This is a genomic window from uncultured Eudoraea sp. (assembly GCF_947258925.1).
Taxonomy (GTDB): domain Bacteria; phylum Bacteroidota; class Bacteroidia; order Flavobacteriales; family Flavobacteriaceae; genus Eudoraea.
In genome coordinates this window covers 1-19,073 of sequence record NZ_CAMYKG010000028.1, presented here as the reverse complement: position 1 = coordinate 19,073, position 19,073 = coordinate 1, and the positions used below count along the sequence as shown (strand labels likewise).

Genomic DNA, 19,073 nt, shown 5'->3' with positions numbered 1-19,073 from the left:
ATTAAAAACACTAGACCAAAATATTATGTCCCATTCAATTAAACCAGGAGTAGCAACAGGCAGCGAAGTACAGGAAATTTTTAAATACGCCAAGGAAAAAGGATTTGCACTTCCAGCCGTTAATGTAACAGGCTCAGATACCATAAACGGTGTACTGGAAACAGCGGCCGCTTTAAATTCACCGGTAATAATTCAATTTTCCAATGGGGGAGCCCAATTTAATGCAGGAAAAGGTTTGTCTAATGAAGGACAGCTTGCAGCAATACAAGGTGCAGTTGCCGGGGCCAAACATGTTAACCAGCTAGCTGAAGCTTATGGGGCCACCGTTATTCTTCATACAGATCATTGCGCAAAGAAGTTATTGCCATGGATAGATGGTCTTTTGGATGCCAGTGAAAAGCATTTTGAAGAAACCGGAAAATCACTCTTTAGTTCCCATATGATAGATTTATCAGAAGAACCTATAGAAGAAAATATTTCTATTTGTAAAGGATATCTTGAAAGGATGAGCAAAATGGATATGACCCTGGAAATTGAACTGGGAATAACAGGAGGTGAGGAAGATGGCGTGGATAATACTGATGTTGATGATTCAAAACTTTATACCCAGCCAGAAGAAGTAGCTTATGCATATGAAGAACTATCCAAAATCAGCCCCAGGTTCACTATTGCAGCTGCGTTTGGAAATGTTCATGGCGTTTATAAACCAGGTAATGTTAAGTTAACTCCTAAAATTCTTAGGAATTCACAGGAGTATGTGACTAAAAAATACGGGGTTGAGCATAATCATATTGATTTTGTATTCCATGGTGGTTCAGGATCAACTGTTGAGGAAATACGTGAAGCAATTGGGTATGGGGTAATAAAAATGAATATTGATACCGATTTACAATATGCATTCATGGCCGGTGTCCGTGATTACTTCCAGGAAAAATCGGCTTATTTACAATCTCAGATTGGAAATCCTGATGGAGAGGACCAGCCTAATAAAAAACACTACGACCCAAGAGTTTGGCTTCGTGAAGGAGAAAAGACTTTTGTTGAAAGGTTGAAAAAAGCCTTTGAGGATCTAAACAATATTAATACCTTGTAGGTAACTTTTAGAATTAAATTCCATTTCAATGACAGCTTGGTTCAAAAGAACAGAAAAAGGAATACAAACTGCAACAGAGCAGAAAAAAGATACACCGAAAGGCTTATGGTATAAATCACCTACCGGGAAGATTGTTGAATCTGAAGAACTGGCTAAAAACTTCTACGTTAGTCCAGAAGATGATTATCATGTTAGAATTGGTAGCAAAGAATATTTTGAAATTCTGTTTGACGACAACAAATTCCAGGAATTGGATCCTAAATTGACTTCCAAGGATCCTTTAAAATTTGAGGATACTAAAAAATATTCTGACCGGTTAAAAGCAGCTCAAAAAAAGACGGGGTTAAAAGATGCCGTTAAAACAGCAGTCGGTAAATCAATGGGGAAAACCCTGGTAGTTTGCTGTATGGATTTTAGCTTTATTGGCGGTTCAATGGGAAGTGTGGTTGGTGAAAAAATTGCAAGGGGAATAGATTACTCCATTAAAAAAGGCATTCCTTTCGTTATGATCTCAAAATCCGGTGGTGCAAGAATGATGGAAGCGGCCTTGTCATTAATGCAACTGGCCAAAACTTCCGCAAAATTGGCACAGCTAGCTGAAGCAAAAATCCCATATATTTCCCTTTGCACAGATCCAACAACTGGCGGTACGACGGCTTCTTATGCCATGCTGGGTGATATTAATATTTCTGAACCTGGCGCATTAATTGGTTTTGCAGGGCCGAGAGTTGTTAAAGAAGCAACAGGAAAAGATTTGCCCAAAGGTTTTCAAACATCAGAATTTGTTTTGGAAAATGGATTTTTAGATTTTATCTCTCATAGAAGAGATCTAAAAAAGAATATTAATCTCTATATAGATCTAATCCAGAACACTCCTGTTAGAAAATAAAAAGCCCTGAATTTTAAAAGTCAGGGCCTAATACCTTCACTGAAAGGTTCATCAATTCTTAAACCTTCTCAAAAATATTTCTTCTGTATCTCCATTTGGATAGGTCAGAATACCTGTAGCATCACAACTGCCATCTCCAAAATCAAGGCTCACCGTCGTATCATTGCGTGAAATTTCGAGTATTCCACTTACCAGGAATCTACAAGATAATTCTCTTCTAAGCGGACTTATTGTTTCTTTTACAAAAACATTATCAAACTTCCCGGTATAGGTACCCATTCCTGAGATGAGATAAACATTATCACCCCAGAAGCCACTTCCATAGCCTTCAATCCATTCCCTGGTTCTATTCCCGGAAAAACTGGCGGTACTCCCATCGGGCCATTCCCCTGAAAAATTTGCTACCGCATCTGACTGAGGATTTCCATTTTCATTAGAACGCACACGCTCTACTTCAGCGCTTCCCTCTACTGACACTCCATTAAACGTAAAGTTTTCAAGCGAAAGACTAAGCATTTTTGTAGCCATTTCCATGTCCTTGAGATAGCTCAACATAATAATTCCACTTAAAACATTCCCGTTGGGTAATTCACATCCTTCGCCAAAATCAATAGTCTTTTCCTTACTGGTACTAGTCACCACAGTGGTTATTGTAACACAATCCGGCAAATAATCAGAGGCGTAAAAACCTTTTGAGGTAGTCTGGATTTCATCCGTTGAATAAACATCTTCTCCAATACCAATGATTTCTTCAGAAATTAATTCCGATTCATCGCTGGCCCTAAGTTCTGCTACATCGAAAGTTTCTGTCTCATTAAATTCAGGAGAATCTTCTTTGTTGCAGGAAACTATTAATACAATTCCCAAAAGCAAGGCTCCTGTTAAATTCAAATTCTTTAAATAATTTTTCATACTATTATTTTTTAATATTACCCTCCTTTGACCCTTTTACTTCAGAAAGGTTTAATTGCCTATCAAAAAAAATAAATGACCGCCGCATTATTTAAATTTATTACTTTAAATTTATTACTATCTTTGCGCTCGATTGAAAATCAATCAGATACATAAAAATCATTTAAAATAATATTGGAATGTATTTAACAAAAGAAGTTAAAGAAGAAATCTTCAAAAAACACGGTGGTTCAGCAGGTAATACCGGGTCCACTGAAGGCCAGATTGCGTTGTTCACACACCGAATCAATCATTTGACAGGTCATTTAAAAAATAACCAAAAGGATTATAATACAGAGAGATCCCTGGTAAGACTTGTTGGTAAAAGAAGAAGTTTGCTCGATTACTTGAAGAAAAAGGATATAGAAAAATATAGAATCCTTATTAAAGAACTGAATATTAGAAAATAATATATTGGGGAGGCATTGCTTCCCCTTTTTTTTAAACAAAATCCTCGATTCCGGGGAGAACACAAAAAGCTTACACATAGTTTTTCATTGGTCAACAACACAACAACACAACTCAGACCATCTATGTAAGATGGTCGACCATTGTTTAACAGCCTGATAAAAATTCAGGTTCTAATTAAAATTTATGATTCCAAAAACATTTAAAGAGGTTATTGACCTTGGTGATGGTAGAGAGATTTCTATCGAAACCGGAAAACTTGCAAAACAGGCCCATGGTTCGGTCGTTGTGCAATCTGGAAACTGTATGTTACTATGTACAGTAGTTTCCAACTACAAACAAAGTGATGTGGATTTTCTTCCCTTAACAGTAGATTACAGGGAGAAATTTGCAGCTTCAGGACGTTATCCCGGAGGATTTTTTAAAAGGGAGGCCAGGCCAAGTGATGGTGAGGTCCTGACTATGCGATTAGTAGATCGCGTTTTAAGGCCATTATTCCCAAAGGACTACCATGCTGAAACACAGGTAATGATACAGTTAATGTCTCATGACGATAATGTTATGCCAGATGCAATGGCAGGTCTTGCTGCATCTGCAGCCATTCAACTGTCCGACTTTCCATTTGAATGTGCAATTTCGGAAGTTCGTGTAGGCAGGGTAAATGGTGAATTTGTCATTAATCCTACTCGGGCGCAACTACTTGAATCTGATATTGATATGGTTATTGGGGCATCTGAAGATTCCGTAATGATGGTGGAAGGTGAAATGGATGAAATTTCTGAAGAAGAAATGGTTGAAGCGATTAAGTTTGCTCACGATGCCGTTAAAGTTCAATGTGCAGCCCAGATCAAATTAGCCAAAGCATTCGGTAAAAAAGAAGTACGTGAGTACGATTCGGAAGCCGAAGACGAAGCATTGATGAAAAAAATTCACGACCTGGCTTATGATAAAGTATATGAAGTAGCTAAGGCAGGTTCCTCCAAACATGAACGCAGTGCGGCATTTTCAGAGATAAAAGAAGAGATTAAAGCTGCATACTCTGAAGAGGAACTTGAAGAAATTGGTGACCTGATCAGCAAATATTACTATAAAGCTGAAAAGGCTGCGGTTAGGGACCTAACACTCAATGAAGGCCTAAGGCTTGATGGAAGAAAGACCGATGAAATACGACCAATTTGGTGCGAAGTAGATTATTTACCTTCAACCCATGGTTCAGCTATATTTACAAGAGGAGAAACACAGGCATTGGCGACAGTTACCCTTGGAACTTCAAGGGAAGCGAATCAAATAGATATGCCGTCTTATGAAGGCGAAGAAACATTCTATTTACATTATAATTTTCCTCCGTTCTCTACCGGTGAGGCAAGACCTATAAGAGGAACTTCACGAAGAGAAATAGGTCATGGAAATTTAGCGCAAAGAGCAATAAAAGGGATGATCCCGGAAGACTGCCCATATACTGTACGGGTTGTTTCCGAAGTATTGGAAAGTAATGGTTCCTCATCTATGGCAACTGTATGTTCTGGTACAATGGCATTAATGGACGCTGGTGTATTATTGAAAAAACCGGTTTCCGGAATTGCTATGGGATTAATATCGGATGCTGAGACTGGTAATTATGCCGTTTTATCTGATATTCTTGGTGATGAAGATCACCTGGGAGACATGGACTTTAAAGTTACAGGAACTTCAGATGGGATAACAGCCTGTCAGATGGACATTAAAGTTAAAGGGCTATCATATGAAATACTGGTAAAAGCATTAATGCAGGCAAAAGATGGGAGACTCCACATTCTTGGAAAATTAACCGATACAATTGCCAGTCCTAATGAAAGTGTAAAAGCCCATGCACCAAAAATGGTTACAACGACAATACCGGGAGATTTTATTGGCGCACTTATAGGTCCGGGTGGAAAAGTGATACAGGAATTACAGAAAACAACAGGCACCACTATTGTGATAAATGAAGATCCGGTGACTGAAGAAGGCCTGGTAGAGATCCTTGGAACAGATCAATCAGGTATTGACGCTGTATTGGCTAAAATAGACTCCATTACGTTTAAACCGGAAGTTGGTAGTGTTTATGAAGTCAAAGTAATAAAGATTTTAGATTTTGGTGCTGTTGTGGAATATGTTGAAGCGCCTGGAAATGAAGTCTTACTTCATGTCTCTGAAATAGCCTGGGAACGAACCGAAAAAGTTACCGATGTTGTGAACATGGGCGACGTATTTGATGTAAAATATTTTGGCACGGATCCCAGAACGAGAAAGGAAAAAGTATCTCGTAAAGCTTTATTGCAAAAACCTGAAGGATATAAAGAAAGACCTCCAAGGGAAAATCGCGATCGCGGCAGAGGAAGAAACGATAGAAATAGAGATCGTAAACCGAGGAGAGACTAATTTTATTTTTAGTTCTATGATATTTCAAAACCCCTTATTTTAAGGGGTTTTTTAATGGAATATTACCAAAAAGTTAAATTTCTATATCCTTATTGTAACATTTATGTGTTTTTTACGTATAAGTATATGCAGCCCATGTACTTTGAACTTAACATATAAAGCAAAACTTGGATGAGACAGCTAAAGATTACAAAACAGGTTACTAACAGGGAAACAGCTTCCTTAGATAAATATTTACAGGAAATTGGTAAAGTAGATCTAATTACTGCCGATGAGGAAGTAGAATTAGCCCAGCGCATAAAAGCGGGAGATCAATTAGCTTTGGAAAAACTTACGAAAGCTAATCTTCGATTCGTAGTATCCGTGGCGAAGCAATATCAAAACCAGGGTCTTACACTTCCCGATTTAATTAATGAAGGTAATCTTGGTCTTATAAAAGCCGCTCAGCGTTTTGACGAAACCAGGGGTTTTAAATTTATCTCCTATGCTGTATGGTGGATTCGTCAGTCCATTTTGCAAGCTTTAGCAGAACAGTCCCGTATTGTGAGGTTACCCCTCAATAAAATTGGTTCTATAAATAAGATTAATAAGACTTTTGCATTTCTAGAGCAAGCTCATGAGAGAGTGCCTTCAGCTGAGGAAATCGCCAAGGAACTGGATATGACCGTTGAAGATGTTAAGCAATCCCTGAAGAATTCAGGGCGTCATGTATCTATGGATGCTCCTTTAATTGATGGGGAAGATTCTAACCTTTATGATGTACTTAGAAGTGGAGAATCACCAAATCCGGATAAGGAATTATTACATGAATCCTTGCGCACAGAAATTGAGAGGGCTTTAGAAACCCTTACTCCCAGGGAAGCTGATGTTATTCGATTGTATTTTGGTTTGGCAGGACAACACTCCATGACCCTTGAAGAAATTGGAGAGACTTTTGACCTAACAAGAGAAAGGGTACGCCAGATAAAAGAAAAGGCTATAAGAAGATTAAAACATACTTCAAGAAGTAAAATTTTAAAGACATATCTCGGATAAATAACCGGGACCAATTACAAGCCAATTGTTCCGTAAATTGGAATTATAGGATAAAAATTGTAATTTGTGACAGCAACAACAGTTTATCATGACTGTTCGTTTTTTGATTGATGAATAAACTCCGGCTGATTACCGGAGTTTTTCATTTTTGAACAATTCTTCAGAAAAAATAACCCCATTATTATTTCAAATTTCTCATAGATGAATATCTCATCAGGATTCCTAATTCGTCCTATTTTCCAAAGCAACAATTGGTTACTTTTCACTATTGAATAATTTAGCCAAATCAATTCAGTATATTTATAGTATACAACCTCCTAAAATCAATAATCAATTAATTTTTATTATATGAAAACCCTTTCCTCATTGAACACCAGGATTATCTGCGTTGGACTTATTTTCTTAATGGTTTCATGTAATCAGAATAAATCTCCCGATGAAACAGGTATCATTTCTGAAATAAAATTCAATTTACCCGAAAACTTTGAACTTGAAAAAATATACCATCCCAGTGCTAACAATCAAGGTTCGTGGGTTGCCCTTGCAGAAGGTCCAGACAAAACAATTTATGGGTGCGACCAACGTGGCAAGATTTATTACTTCAAAATGCCTGTAAAAGGAGGTATGGTAAAGAGGGCAGAAATAGACAGCCTTGATCTAAATATTGGAGAAGCCCACGGCCTGTTATGGGCCTTTAATAGTCTTTATGTGGCTGTAAATAAAGAATGGGATGAAGAAGATGAAACCACAACAGGAAGTGGAATCTATAGAATTACAGATTCCAATGGTGATGGACGCCTAAATGATGTAAACATGCTTTTAAGATTGGAAGGGTCTGGTGAACACGGGCCTCACAGTTTTGTTTTGAGTCCCGATGGAGAAACTATTTATTTTATTGCGGGAAATCATGTCCTTATTCCTGAGCGATTGAAAAAAAATAGCCGGCTACCCACAAACTGGGGAGAAGATAATTTGTTCCCTCCTTATTTAGATGCACGTGGACATGCCAATGATATAAAAGCACCGGGCGGATGGGTAGCCAAATTTGACGCAACAGGGGAAAATTGGGAACTTATTTCTGCTGGCTATAGAAATCCGTTTGATCTGGCTTTTAATGGTGACGGTGAATTGTTTACTTATGATGCGGATATGGAATGGGATATTGGAATGCCCTGGTACAGGCCTACACGAATATGCCATGTTACACCGGGAAGCGAATATGGCTGGAGAACAGGATCAGGCAAATGGCCCGAGTATTATCCGGATAATCTGCCTGCCGTCCATAATCTGGAGCAAGGTTCACCCACTGCAATATTATCCGGGGCAAAGTTAAAGTTTCCAACAAAATTTCACGACGGGCTTTTTATCATGGATTGGAGTTTTGGGACTATCTACTACGTAGACCTAATACCAAAGGGAAGCAGTTATACCGCAAAAAGAGAAGAATTTTTATCAGGAACTCCGTTACCACTGACTGATATGATAGCCGGTTCTGATGGTAATTTATATTTTGCAACAGGTGGCAGAGGCCTGGATTCGCAAATCTTTAGGCTGAGCTATAATGGTGAAGTTACTGAATCAGAGAATATGCCTAATGAAAGTGGAAAAGAATTAAGGAAACTCAGACATGAACTAGAAAGCTATTCGGTTGTTACTTCAGAAGGAGCGCTATCGAAGGCCTGGAAGAATCTTGATCATCAGGACAGGTTTATTCGCTATACGTCTCGTATTGCCCTTGAAAATATTCCTGCGAAGGAATGGGAGCAAATGTATTATTCCGAAATAGCTCCAACAAAAATTATTGGGGCGGGTATCGCAATGGCAAGGCAAGGTGATAAAAGGGCACAAACAGACATTTTGGATAAATTAAATAAAATTATCTGGGAAGATCTTGATGAATCACAGCAAATAGATCTTTTAAGAACCTATACTCTGCTGTTTATTCGTATGGGAGAACCAGAATGGCCAATGCGAGAATCGATTGTTCAAAAGTTAAAACCTTATTTCCCCAATTCAAGCAATGTAATAAACAGGGAGTTAGCTCCAATCATGCTGTTTTTAAATGCAGATGGAACCGTTAAAATTCTTTGTGATTTGTTGGAAAAACATACGAAAGAAAGGACCAATACCTCAGGCCCCATGCTTTCGGAGGAAACTACATTAAGAAGTGAACAGTATGGGCCATTAATTAGGGAGGTAATCGCTAAAATGCCCCCTAGCGAAGCCATCTACTATGGGATGCTGTTGAGCTATGCCACAGAAGGTTGGAATAAAGAATTACGAGAAAAATATTTTCTTTGGTTCTATGATGTCTTAAGCGCTAAAGGTGGTATGAGTTTTAAAGCTTATATGGAAAATGTAAGGCTACAGGCCATGACTCATGTACCCGATGAGGAAAAAGCCTATTTTGAAGAACTTTCAGGTATTTACTCACCAAATACAGTAGTGGAAGATCTACCTCAACCTATTGGACCAGGTGCAAATTATTCCGGAAGTACGATAAACCAGTTTTTGTGGGGTGATAAAATGAATGATTATCAAGGCTCAATATCGGATGGTAAACGTGCATATGAAGCAGCATTGTGTATCCTCTGTCACCGAATGAGGGGTGAAGGAGGGGCTACCGGGCCAGACTTGACCCAGATAGGTACAAAATTTGGCAAATACGATTTGCTATACTCCATTTACAGCCCAAATGATGACATTTCGGATCAATATGCATTCACACTTTTCCATCTGGAAAATGATAAAAAAATAGCGGGAAGAATTCTTTCGGAAACTTCAGACTCCATACAAATCATGCCGAATCCACTTAATACTTCATATACCGTGCAACTAGCGAAATCCGCGGTAATAAAAAAAGAACTTTCTCCTGTTTCGCCAATGCCATCCGGATTATTAAACAGACTAAACGAGAAAGAAATAGCAGATCTTTTTACCTATCTGCTGAGCGGGGCCGATGGAACTCATGAACTTTATAATAAACCGTAAAGTAATGGGCAGCAGCGCCTGACAAAACCATAATGAATACTTATTTTTGCAATAAACTATAATCCGGGATCATATAATGAACAATATAAAAATAGCACCCTCTCTGCTTGCGGCCGATTTTGGAAACTTACAAAGAGACGTTGAGCTAGTTAATTCAAGTCAGGCAGACTGGCACCATATTGATGTCATGGACGGTGTATTTGTGCCCAATATCTCATTTGGAATGCCTGTGATTAAAAGTATTGCTGCCCACGCAAGCAAACCGCTCGATGTTCACCTCATGATTATTGATCCGGATAGGTACATAAAAACTTTTGCTTCCCTGGGAGCAAATGTCCTTACTGTACATTATGAGGCCTGCACGCATTTAAACAGGACAATTCAAGCTATTAAAGCAGAAGGTATGATGGCAGGTGTTGCTCTTAATCCGCACACCAGTATCAGCCTGCTGGAAGACAGCATATCGGATATAGATTTGGTTTGTATTATGAGTGTAAATCCAGGTTATGGAGGTCAGAAGTTTATTAAAAATACATTTTCAAAAGTGCGTGCTTTAAAAGCTTTGATTGTGGATAAGAAAGCCAGCACCCTTATAGAAATTGATGGGGGCGTAAATGCAGATAATACCAAAGCTCTTGTTGAGGCGGGTGCAGATGTATTGGTTGCAGGAAGTTTTGTATTCAACGCTCAGGATCCTACTGCTACAATTTCAAATATTTCTAAACTTGCAAATACTTAACACTGCTTAAGAAGGTACTGAATTAAATCTGTGGTAGTGACCATCCCTTTTAGAATACCATCTTCAACAACGGGTAATGAATGATACTCCCTTTTTATAAGTAGTTCTGCAACTTCTTTAATTGTTGTATCCGGTCTAACTGTTTCTAAGTTACTTATCATCATTTGCCGGATAGTGAACATTTCATAAATAGAGGAAGCTATATTATCCTCTTCCCTGTAAGCACCATCTGCAAAACTGATACGAAGTATGTCATTCAAACTTATCATACCAACTATCTTGCCTTTATCAATTACCGGGATGTGTCTTATTTTATATTTTTTCAATAAATGTTCAGCTCTTTCGAGGCCTTCCTTTACATCAAGGGTTATAAGGTTAGTGGTCATTATACTGGAAACGGGTAGTTCAATCTGCACATTCATGACTATCGATTTAAATATTATTAAATAAAGATCAGTTTTATCAAAAACAAAAAGAATGATAAAAGTCATGTTACTACAAGATTAAATTTCAATTGCTTATTCTATGTCCACTATCCGCTACTTAATTCAATTGATACCACAAGTTTGATTAAGCTTCATTTATTACTTTAGGAATAAATTACATAGCTTTGCCCCTACCAGAATAGGCATAATATTTTACTTCAATTATTAAAATACACATGGATAAATTGGATCTTTTGATTGTTGGTGGCGGACCAATTGGCATAGCCTGCGGACTAGAAGCTCAAAAAAGGGGATTGAGCTACCTGATTTTAGAAAAGGGCCCAATAGTTAATTCCTTATTTAACTATCCGGTGAATATGCAGTTTTTCTCCTCATCTGAACGACTGGAAATAGATGATATTCCCTTTATAAGTAATGAGGCAAAGCCCAAGCGCAATGAGTCTTTAGAATATTACAGGAGGATTGTTACGTCCAACAAGCTAAATATTCGCCTTTTCGAAAAAGTGGAGACTATAGTCAAAAGAATAAATGATTTTGAAGTGGTTAGCAGTAAAAATACCTATTATGCCAATAATGTTACTATAGCTACAGGATTTTATGACCTTCCAAACCTCCTTGAAGTTCCGGGAGAAGATCTTCCAAAAGTATCTCATTATTATAAAGACCCTCATTTCTATGCCGGTCAAAAGCTGGCTGTTGTTGGTGCAAGTAATTCCGCCATCGACGCTGCACTTGAGTGCTGGCGAAAAGGTGCGGAAGTAACCCTGATTATCAGAGGACCTGAAGTAGGCAAGAGAGTCAAATACTGGGTAAGACCAGATATTATGAACAGAATTGAAGAAGGGAGTATAAAAGCATACTATAACTCAACTGTAAAAGAGATTAGAGAAAAGGAAATTGTATTGGAAACCGCGGAAGGAAAAGTTATTCTGGAAAATGATTTTGTCCTGGCCTTAACAGGATATACCCCAAATTTTGAATTTCTGGAGAACATTGGAATTGAACTATCGAAAGATGACAAAAAATTACCCCATTATAACCCAGAAACTATGGAAACTAATGTAAAAGGAGTTTACCTCGCAGGTGTAATTTGCGGAGGTATGGAAACACATAAATGGTTTATTGAAAATTCTCGTATCCATGCTAAGATCATTATCAATGATATTTTAAGGAAAAACAAATCTATAACTACTAAATAAGAGCTTTAGCCACTAATGAAAAAAATAGCCCTTGCCATACATGGAGGTGCCGGAACGCTTGTTAAAGGAATGATGACCCCGGAAAAAGAAAGTGCTTACAAAGCTGCTTTAAATAGGGCCTTAAAGAAAGGGTATCAATCTTTGGAGTTGGGATCATCGGCTGTTGAGGCAGTGGAGCTATCTGTTAAGGAACTTGAAGATTCACCTTTGTTCAATGCCGGAAAAGGAAGTGTTTTCACTTCTGAAGGGAAACACGAAATGGATGCATCCATTATGGATGGAAAAACACTAAATGCAGGAGCAGTATCCTTAGTGCATGGAATAAAAAATCCTATATGCCTTGCCAGGGATGTTATGGATAAAAGTGATCACGTATTCCTTGCTTCTAAGGGCGCTATGGAATTTGCTGAAAAAATGAAATACCAACTGGAGGACGAAAAATATTTCTATGACGAATTACGTTTCCGGCAGTGGCAAGAGATCAAAGATACCGATAGTTTTCAGCTAGATCATTCTGTAAATAAAGATTCAAAATTTGGAACTGTTGGCGCTGTAGCCTGTGATAGATTTGGAAATTTGGCAGCTGCAACTTCTACCGGCGGTATGACAAACAAAAAATATGGGAGAGTTGGAGACAGCCCAATGATTGGAGTGGGGAATTATGCTAACAATAAAACATGTGCAGTTTCATGCACAGGAAGTGGTGAATTTTTTATAAAAGGTGTTGTGGCCTATGACATATCGTGTCTAATGGAATACAAAAATCTATCGCTTCAGGATGCTGCAGAGGAAGTAATCCAAAATCGCTTATTGAAAATTGGAGGAGATGGTGGCATAATTGCTGTCGACGCCCAATGTAATATTGCAATGCCTTTTAACACAGAGGGGATGTACAGGGCCTGTAAATCATCTGATGTTCCAGGTTATACCGCCATTTATAAGGATTAGGAGGTCAGAAAGGGAGCATTAAGAGGTAATACTTTCACCTTTCCTCTTTTTAAATTAAATCGATCCCCATTTGCGAGCACGTGAGTTTTTAGATTAATCAGAGACATTGGAGTTCCTTTTTCTAAAATCTTTTCATTGTTATGCTTTAGTTTTCTTGGATCAAACATGATAACCATTCCGGAACCTATTACTTCGAAAGTACTACTATTTTTGATAACCAGTCCAGTATCTTCTGCAAGTCCAATGCCCATCATTTCAGGGTATTTAGCCACAGCTTCCGCAAGTCGGCCAAAACGACCTCTACGAATAAAATGGGAGTCTATGATTAAATTGGAAATGAAACCCATTCCCATATCCATTTTTACTGCTCCCTTAATAAAAGATTCAGTGCTGCTGCCACCTGCGATCATTTCACTCGACATACACATCGCTCCCGCACTTGTACCGGCTACTACCAATGAATCTTTTTTGTACCGTTCCATCAGAACTTTATGTAAACTGGTACTCCTGATTTCTTTTGTAATCTTAGATTGGTTTCCTCCTGAAAACATAACACATTGTGCCTTTCCAATCCATTCAATATTCTTTGGATCTTCAGATTCTTTTTTATCTCGAATATCCATTATATGGACCTTACTGCATCCTAATTTAGCAAAGGCCTTAAGATAACTATCACTTACTTCTTTTGGTATACTGGAGGCTGTTGGGATAACAACAATTTGGGCCTCTTTGCCCCCGCTCTCGCTTACTACTCTGGAGAGGATACTCTCCTGAATAAATTCGAGGTGATATTGCTCGCCTGTTTCTATCCCTTTATCTTCATTTCCCCCTATTGGAATCAAGGTTCCCTTTTCCGTCATAATTTTTATTGTCTAGGAGGCAAAAATACAGCTAATGTTGTAAAAAATGTCATATATTTATGAAATTACCCATAACTTATTAAACTCATTTTAACAGCTAAAATAGCACTCTGAAACTCCTTGTCAGACGACAAATCGAGGATTGAGAACCATAAAAACTTAAGGTCATGAAAATAAGAGAAATAAATGCAATGAGGGGACCGAATTTCTGGTCAATTCGGCGTCACAAACTTATCGTGATGGTACTCGATTTGGAAGAAATGGAAGAATTACCGACCAATAAAATAGATGGTTTTGCAGATCGTATCCGAGAGATGTTTCCCAGTATGTATTCGCATAGATGTTCAGAAGGATGCGAAGGAGGTTTTTTTATGCGGGTGGATGAAGGCACGTGGATGGGTCATGTAATTGAGCATATTGCATTAGAAATCCAAACATTGGCTGATATGGATACCGGATTTGGAAGAACCCGTGGATATGGGGAGAAAGGGGTATACAATGTTGTTTTCTCCTATATTGAAGAATCTGTAGGGAGATATGCTGCCAAAGCTGCTGTTCGTATTTGTGAAGCCCTGATTGCGGCTGAGCCTTATGATATGGAAGATGACATTCAGAGGATGCGCGAACTTCGAGAATCTGAACGACTTGGACCAAGTACAGGGTCCATAGTTCAGGAAGCGCAAAGTCGCGGAATACCGTGGATTCGATTAAATAAGTATTCGCTTGTGCAACTTGGCTATGGTGCTAATCAGAAAAGAATACAAGCCACCGTAACCAGTGAGACCAGTAGTATAGGAGTTGAATTAGCATGTGATAAGGAAGATACTAAATATTTATTGGAACAGGCTGAAGTTGAAGTCCCCCGTGGCGACATAATCAGTCGTGAAAGCAGCTTAGAAGATGCTTGCCATTATGTGGGGTATCCACTTGTAATTAAACCTATAGATGGTAATCACGGTAGAGGAATTACAGTAGATATTAATTCTTATGAAGATGCGCTTGAGGCCTTCAAAGTAGCAAAAGAAGTATCAAGGAGAGTCATTGTAGAGAAATATATTACAGGTGAGGATTATCGCCTTTTAGTCATTAATCATAATTTCGTTGCTGCAGCAAAACGTACCCCGGCCAATGTTGTTGGTGATGGAAAATCTACCATACAGGAATTGGTTGAGGAAGTGAACAAAGATCCACGAAGGGGTTATGGCCACGAGAAAGTTCTTACAGCGATTACCATAAACGATTTAACTAAGACGATTATTGCCGATGCAGGCTATACAGTAGACTCCGTCTTAAAAGATGGGGAACGATTAATTTTAAAGGATACGGCCAACTTAAGTACGGGAGGCACTGCAGAAGATGTTACGGATATTATTCATCCGGCCAATGTATCAATGGCAGAGCGGATTTCAAAGATCATTGACCTCGATATTTGTGGTATTGATGTAATGACCAGTGATATTAGCCAGCCACTTTCAGATACAGGTGGTGCGGTTCTGGAAGTAAATGCAGGTCCCGGGTTTAGGATGCACCTGGCTCCCACCACAGGATTACCCAGAAATGTTGCTGCTCCGGTAGTAGATAAACTATTCCCTCAGAAAGGTGATACGGGTAGAATACCCATTATTGCCATTACAGGAACAAATGGTAAAACTACCACGAGCAGGCTAATTGCCCATATAGCCAAAATGCATGGACAAAGGGTTGGTTATACAACCAGTGATGGCGTTTATATCCAAAATAGAATGTTGATGAAAGGAGATTGCACCGGACCGGCAAGTGCAGAGTTTGTACTAAAAGATCCTACTGTAAATTTTGCCGTTCTGGAATGTGCAAGAGGAGGTTTGTTAAGAGCAGGATTGGGATTTAAGAAATGTGACGTTGCCATTGTCACCAACGTCTCAGCAGATCATTTAGGTTTAAAAGGCATCCATACTATAGAAAAACTTGCCAGGGTTAAGGCGGTTATTCCTGAAACTGTATTGCCTGATGGTTATGCTATCTTAAATGCGGATGACGACTTAGTTTACGAAATGCGCAGAAACATAAATTGTAATCTCGCACTTTTCTCTATGGATGAAAATAATCCCAGGATTCAGGCCTTACAAAGAATAGGTGGAATAACGGCCATTTATGAAAATGGCTATGTTACCTTATGCAGAGGTGAGTGGAAAATGCGATTGATGAAAGCCGAAAATATACCCCTCACTTATGGTGGTAAGGCACTTTTCATGATTCAGAATATTCTTCCAGCTATTATTGCTGCCAATGTACAGGGAATAAGTATTGAGGATACTAAAGCAGCCTTAGAGACTTTCATCCCATCAGCTTCAAGTACCCCAGGCCGTTTAAACCTGTTTAAGTTTAATGATTTTAATATCTTATTGGACTATGCACACAACCCCGCCGGAATGCGTGCACTCCAAAAGTTTACAGACAATCTTGATGCAACAGTAAAAGTTGGGATTATTGCAGGAATTGGCGACAGAAGGGAAGAGGATAACACTGAGATGGGCAGTATTGCAGCAGAAATGTTTGATGAAATTATTATCAGACAGGATAAAAACCTTCGCGGAAAATCGGAGAATGAACTTATTAACATGCTGGATGCGGGTATTAAAAAACACGATCCCAATAAAAAAACGACCATCATTCCTTCAGAAAAAGAAGCCATTACACACGCGGTGACACATGCTGAAAAAGGTTCCCTTATTGTGCTATGTAGCGATGTGGTGCCAGACGCACTAGATCTGGTAAAGCATTTTAAAGACAAAGAAGCCAGGGGTGAATTAATTTAAGGATGTACTTAAACCCCTTTGCGAACTACTATTTGTTGTTAGACAATCATTTGTGCATGCTCATAATTTGAGTAAATCAAATATTTAGTCAAACTGTAAGTATTCTAAGAAAAAGCAGACTCTTAGATAGAGAACGCAATAGAATTCTATTCATAAAAAAGTACACTCATGAATAATTTTTTCAGTAAACTTTTCAAAAAGAAAAGATCAGATGAATTTGACATTGTACCTAAGGGTGTTTGTCCAAATTGCTGGGGTGACCAGGAATATGGCAATGTTATCCGCGAAAAATATAAGGATACTCAGATTAAAGTAAATAATAAAGAAAGCAAGTACGCATTTATTCAGGATTTTGTCGTCACCAACTTAGACGGTATAAAACTAAAAAGTGCTGTCCATGGCACGGAATGTCCTACTTGTAAAATATCCTTTAAAGAATAATTCTAACCGAAAATCTAAACAATCAATAATGTCAAAACAACTTTCAAAAATGACGGAACAACATTGTTCCAATCCCCCTGCTAAGTATGATGATTTAAAAGTATTATTCCTCAATTGTACACTAAACAGAACTCCGGTTCTGTCTCATACGGAAGGATTAATTGGTGTAGCACAGCGAATTTTTGAAGCCAATGGCGTGGCTACCAAAGTAATCAGGCCCGTGGATTATGAGATTCCTGCCGGACTGGGGTTGGATATGTCTAAAACCCCGGAATGGGAGAAAGATGACTGGCCCATGCTTCAAAAGGAAGTGGACGCCTGTGATATTCTTATCGTATGTACTTCTGTCTGGTTGGGAGAGAAATCTTCTGTGTGTAACCGGGTTTTAGAGCGTATGTATGGGTATACGCATATGTTTAATGAAAAAGGTCAATACAGGGATTATGGAAAAGTGGGTGCAACCTTGATTACAGGAAACGAAGATGGCGTAAAACATTGCGCCATGAATATACTGTTTTCGCTTTCTCATATTGGCTATACTGTACCTCCACAAGCCGATGCCGGCTGGATGGGTGAAGCAGGCCCGGGACCCTCTTACAGGGATGAAGGATCCGGAGGTCCTGAGAATGACTTTACTAATAGAAACACAACTTTCCTGGTCTGGAATTGTTTACACTTAGCCAGAATGTTAAAGGATAAGGGAGGTATTCCTGCTCATGGTAACCAACCGGATGAGTGGGCCGCTGGTTGCAAAGCAGGATTTGATAGCCCGGAACATAAAAGGTAAACCTGCAATATGGAAGAAAAGATGTATCTGCTTGCACAGTATCTTGCGGCAACCGGAATCAGTTTTTTGCCTAAAAAAGATGATGACAGCCATACAAATCTTACCTTTTCAATCGAAAATGAAAGTCTTTATTCCGGACCTTTAAATAAAAACGGGGATACATTATCTGTCAGCTATAAAAAATTTGAGTTGCACTGGAATTCGAATAACGTATCCGTTCCATTGCGCTTAGAAGGCATTAGTCATTCCGAAATTCTGGAATGGATCGAAAGAATGGCAACCAAGGCAGGTCTTAGGTCACCATATAAGTATTCCTTTCATTATGAATTTCCCTACGAAATAGATGATAACTATATATTCCGCCTCTTAGATACCCAAAGACTCCGGGAATTATTAAAACTCCGCATATCAGCTCAACTAATTTTAGAAAAATTTTTAAAAGACCATGGTTTAACTTCGGAAATACGGATATGGCCACATCATTTTGATACGGGTGCCTATGCTAATTTTAATGACAATTCCGGTCGGGCTGTGGGATTAGGTCTTGCCGTTCCCGATTCTATTTGTAGCGACCACTATTTTTATATAAGTGGTTATCAAGGGAATGATGAAGTAAATATTTTAGAATTCAAACCCTTATCCCATGGAAACTGGGGAGTAAATGGGTTTAATGGAGCCATCCTGCCTGCAACAGGAGTGGACAAAAATGCTGGTGTAAGTTTTTTTTCTGAAGCATTCTCTCACTACCAGAATTAATTTCTTTGCTTAAAGCAAATTAATAAGACTATTGCCGACATCTGTTTTTAACCGTAAATTGAAATTGAAGAATCCCAAAAAATAAGCAGGATCAACGAGCGTTTTTCCTTGCAAGGCTCCGCCTTGAAAATAGAACGGGATTAACTGGCGTTCTTCCCTACAAGGCTCCGCCTTGAAAATAAAAATCCCAAACATACAAATTCAAGCGAGCTTGATTTGCCGTTTGGGATTTTTATTTATTCGTGACCCCGGAGGGATTCAAACCCCCAACCCTCAGAGCCGAAATCTGATGCGCTATTCAGTTGCGCCACGGGGCCTATTATTAATATATTCTC

Annotated in this window: 16 protein-coding genes and 1 tRNA gene; 13 read left to right on the top strand and 4 right to left on the bottom strand. The window is 38.7% G+C overall.

Going from position 1 to position 19,073, the window contains the following annotated elements; all coding sequences use genetic code 11:
• Positions 1 to 25: 25 nt before the first annotated feature.
• Together fbaA and accD are read left to right on the top strand one after the other, a co-directional pair.
• On the top strand, positions 26 to 1,093 hold the full coding sequence (fbaA, locus tag Q0X77_RS10870) for a class II fructose-bisphosphate aldolase (RefSeq protein WP_297797219.1): 1,068 nt from the start codon (positions 26 to 28) through the stop codon (positions 1,091 to 1,093).
• Positions 1,094 to 1,121: 28 nt separating this feature from the next.
• Positions 1,122 to 1,982, top strand: a complete 861-nt coding sequence (accD, locus tag Q0X77_RS10865; RefSeq protein WP_297797217.1) for an acetyl-CoA carboxylase, carboxyltransferase subunit beta — start codon at positions 1,122 to 1,124, stop codon at positions 1,980 to 1,982.
• A 51-nt stretch (positions 1,983 to 2,033) separates the two neighbouring features.
• Here accD and Q0X77_RS10860 read toward each other — a convergent pair whose 3' ends face one another.
• Entirely contained in the window at positions 2,034 to 2,894 is an 861-nt protein-coding gene (locus Q0X77_RS10860) for a hypothetical protein (protein ID WP_297797215.1), read from the bottom strand.
• Positions 2,895 to 3,073: 179 nt separating this feature from the next.
• On the opposite strand from Q0X77_RS10860, the gene rpsO reads away from it, so the two are divergent.
• The 5 genes from rpsO (at position 3,074) to rpe (ending at position 10,506) form a co-directional block, all read left to right on the top strand.
• On the top strand, positions 3,074 to 3,343 hold the full coding sequence (gene rpsO / locus Q0X77_RS10855; RefSeq protein ID WP_297797213.1) for a 30S ribosomal protein S15: 270 nt from the start codon (positions 3,074 to 3,076) through the stop codon (positions 3,341 to 3,343).
• Between the two features lie 184 nt (positions 3,344 to 3,527).
• A complete protein-coding gene (locus Q0X77_RS10850; protein WP_297797210.1) occupies positions 3,528 to 5,741 on the top strand; it encodes a polyribonucleotide nucleotidyltransferase in 2,214 nt (737 codons plus the stop codon).
• 171 nt (positions 5,742 to 5,912) lie between these two features.
• Entirely contained in the window at positions 5,913 to 6,776 is an 864-nt protein-coding gene (locus Q0X77_RS10845) for a sigma-70 family RNA polymerase sigma factor (RefSeq protein WP_297797208.1), read from the top strand.
• 348 nt (positions 6,777 to 7,124) lie between these two features.
• Positions 7,125 to 9,767 carry a c-type cytochrome gene (locus Q0X77_RS10840; RefSeq protein ID WP_297797205.1) on the top strand — a complete coding sequence of 881 codons (2,643 nt, stop codon included), beginning with the start codon at positions 7,125 to 7,127 and terminating at the stop codon, positions 9,765 to 9,767.
• Positions 9,768 to 9,843: 76 nt separating this feature from the next.
• Entirely contained in the window at positions 9,844 to 10,506 is a 663-nt protein-coding gene (gene rpe / locus Q0X77_RS10835; protein WP_297797202.1) for a ribulose-phosphate 3-epimerase, read from the top strand.
• On the opposite strand, the gene Q0X77_RS10830 is transcribed toward rpe, so the two are convergent.
• Complete coding sequence (locus tag Q0X77_RS10830; RefSeq protein WP_297797199.1) at positions 10,503 to 10,928, bottom strand: CBS domain-containing protein; 426 nt, start codon at positions 10,926 to 10,928, stop codon at positions 10,503 to 10,505. The genes rpe and Q0X77_RS10830 overlap by 4 nt on opposite strands.
• 239 nt (positions 10,929 to 11,167) lie before the next feature.
• Here Q0X77_RS10830 and Q0X77_RS10825 point away from each other — a divergent pair, with 239 nt between their 5' ends.
• Positions 11,168 to 12,151, top strand: coding sequence for a YpdA family putative bacillithiol disulfide reductase (locus Q0X77_RS10825; protein WP_297797196.1), 984 nt, complete (start codon positions 11,168 to 11,170; stop codon positions 12,149 to 12,151).
• 15 nt (positions 12,152 to 12,166) lie between these two features.
• Positions 12,167 to 13,099 carry an isoaspartyl peptidase/L-asparaginase family protein gene (locus tag Q0X77_RS10820; protein WP_297797193.1) on the top strand — a complete coding sequence of 311 codons (933 nt, stop codon included), beginning with the start codon at positions 12,167 to 12,169 and terminating at the stop codon, positions 13,097 to 13,099.
• Here the strand turns inward: Q0X77_RS10820 and Q0X77_RS10815 are convergent.
• Positions 13,096 to 13,959: a cyanophycinase gene (locus Q0X77_RS10815; protein ID WP_297797190.1), complete on the bottom strand. Its 864-nt coding sequence runs from the start codon at positions 13,957 to 13,959 to the stop codon at positions 13,096 to 13,098. The two genes, Q0X77_RS10820 and Q0X77_RS10815, sit on opposite strands and share 4 nt — an antisense overlap.
• 167 nt (positions 13,960 to 14,126) lie before the next feature.
• Here Q0X77_RS10815 and cphA point away from each other — a divergent pair, with 167 nt between their 5' ends.
• The 4 genes from cphA (at position 14,127) to Q0X77_RS10795 (ending at position 18,738) form a co-directional block, all read left to right on the top strand.
• On the top strand, positions 14,127 to 16,754 hold the full coding sequence (cphA, locus tag Q0X77_RS10810; RefSeq protein ID WP_297797186.1) for a cyanophycin synthetase: 2,628 nt from the start codon (positions 14,127 to 14,129) through the stop codon (positions 16,752 to 16,754).
• Between the two features lie 168 nt (positions 16,755 to 16,922).
• Entirely contained in the window at positions 16,923 to 17,195 is a 273-nt protein-coding gene (locus tag Q0X77_RS10805; RefSeq protein WP_297797182.1) for a hypothetical protein, read from the top strand.
• A gap of 28 nt (positions 17,196 to 17,223) precedes the next feature.
• A complete protein-coding gene (locus Q0X77_RS10800) occupies positions 17,224 to 17,982 on the top strand; it encodes an NAD(P)H-dependent oxidoreductase (RefSeq protein ID WP_297797179.1) in 759 nt (252 codons plus the stop codon).
• A gap of 9 nt (positions 17,983 to 17,991) precedes the next feature.
• Positions 17,992 to 18,738 (top strand): hypothetical protein, encoded by a 747-nt coding sequence (locus tag Q0X77_RS10795; RefSeq protein WP_297797176.1) that lies wholly within the window; start codon positions 17,992 to 17,994, stop codon positions 18,736 to 18,738.
• Positions 18,739 to 18,981: 243 nt separating this feature from the next.
• On the opposite strand, the gene Q0X77_RS10790 is transcribed toward Q0X77_RS10795, so the two are convergent.
• Positions 18,982 to 19,055, bottom strand: a tRNA-Arg gene (locus Q0X77_RS10790).
• Positions 19,056 to 19,073: the final 18 nt, after the last annotated feature.

Bases quoted from the DNA above. Each gene is read 5' to 3' on its own strand.
- Q0X77_RS10845 (WP_297797208.1), top strand. From the start codon at position 5,913: ATGAGACAGCTAAAGATTACAAAACAGGTTACTAACAGGGAAACAGCT.
- Q0X77_RS10795 (WP_297797176.1), top strand. From the start codon at position 17,992: ATGGAAGAAAAGATGTATCTGCTTGCACAGTATCTTGCGGCAACCGGA.
- Q0X77_RS10815 (WP_297797190.1), bottom strand. From the start codon at position 13,959: ATGACGGAAAAGGGAACCTTGATTCCAATAGGGGGAAATGAAGATAAA.
- cphA (WP_297797186.1), top strand. From the start codon at position 14,127: ATGAAAATAAGAGAAATAAATGCAATGAGGGGACCGAATTTCTGGTCA.
- Q0X77_RS10850 (WP_297797210.1), top strand. From the start codon at position 3,528: ATGATTCCAAAAACATTTAAAGAGGTTATTGACCTTGGTGATGGTAGA.
- Q0X77_RS10830 (WP_297797199.1), bottom strand. From the start codon at position 10,928: ATGAATGTGCAGATTGAACTACCCGTTTCCAGTATAATGACCACTAAC.
- Q0X77_RS10860 (WP_297797215.1), bottom strand. From the start codon at position 2,894: ATGAAAAATTATTTAAAGAATTTGAATTTAACAGGAGCCTTGCTTTTG.
- Q0X77_RS10805 (WP_297797182.1), top strand. From the start codon at position 16,923: ATGAATAATTTTTTCAGTAAACTTTTCAAAAAGAAAAGATCAGATGAA.
- accD (WP_297797217.1), top strand. From the start codon at position 1,122: ATGACAGCTTGGTTCAAAAGAACAGAAAAAGGAATACAAACTGCAACA.
- rpsO (WP_297797213.1), top strand. From the start codon at position 3,074: ATGTATTTAACAAAAGAAGTTAAAGAAGAAATCTTCAAAAAACACGGT.
- Q0X77_RS10840 (WP_297797205.1), top strand. From the start codon at position 7,125: ATGAAAACCCTTTCCTCATTGAACACCAGGATTATCTGCGTTGGACTT.
- fbaA (WP_297797219.1), top strand. From the start codon at position 26: ATGTCCCATTCAATTAAACCAGGAGTAGCAACAGGCAGCGAAGTACAG.
- Q0X77_RS10825 (WP_297797196.1), top strand. From the start codon at position 11,168: ATGGATAAATTGGATCTTTTGATTGTTGGTGGCGGACCAATTGGCATA.
- rpe (WP_297797202.1), top strand. From the start codon at position 9,844: ATGAACAATATAAAAATAGCACCCTCTCTGCTTGCGGCCGATTTTGGA.
- Q0X77_RS10820 (WP_297797193.1), top strand. From the start codon at position 12,167: ATGAAAAAAATAGCCCTTGCCATACATGGAGGTGCCGGAACGCTTGTT.
- Q0X77_RS10800 (WP_297797179.1), top strand. From the start codon at position 17,224: ATGTCAAAACAACTTTCAAAAATGACGGAACAACATTGTTCCAATCCC.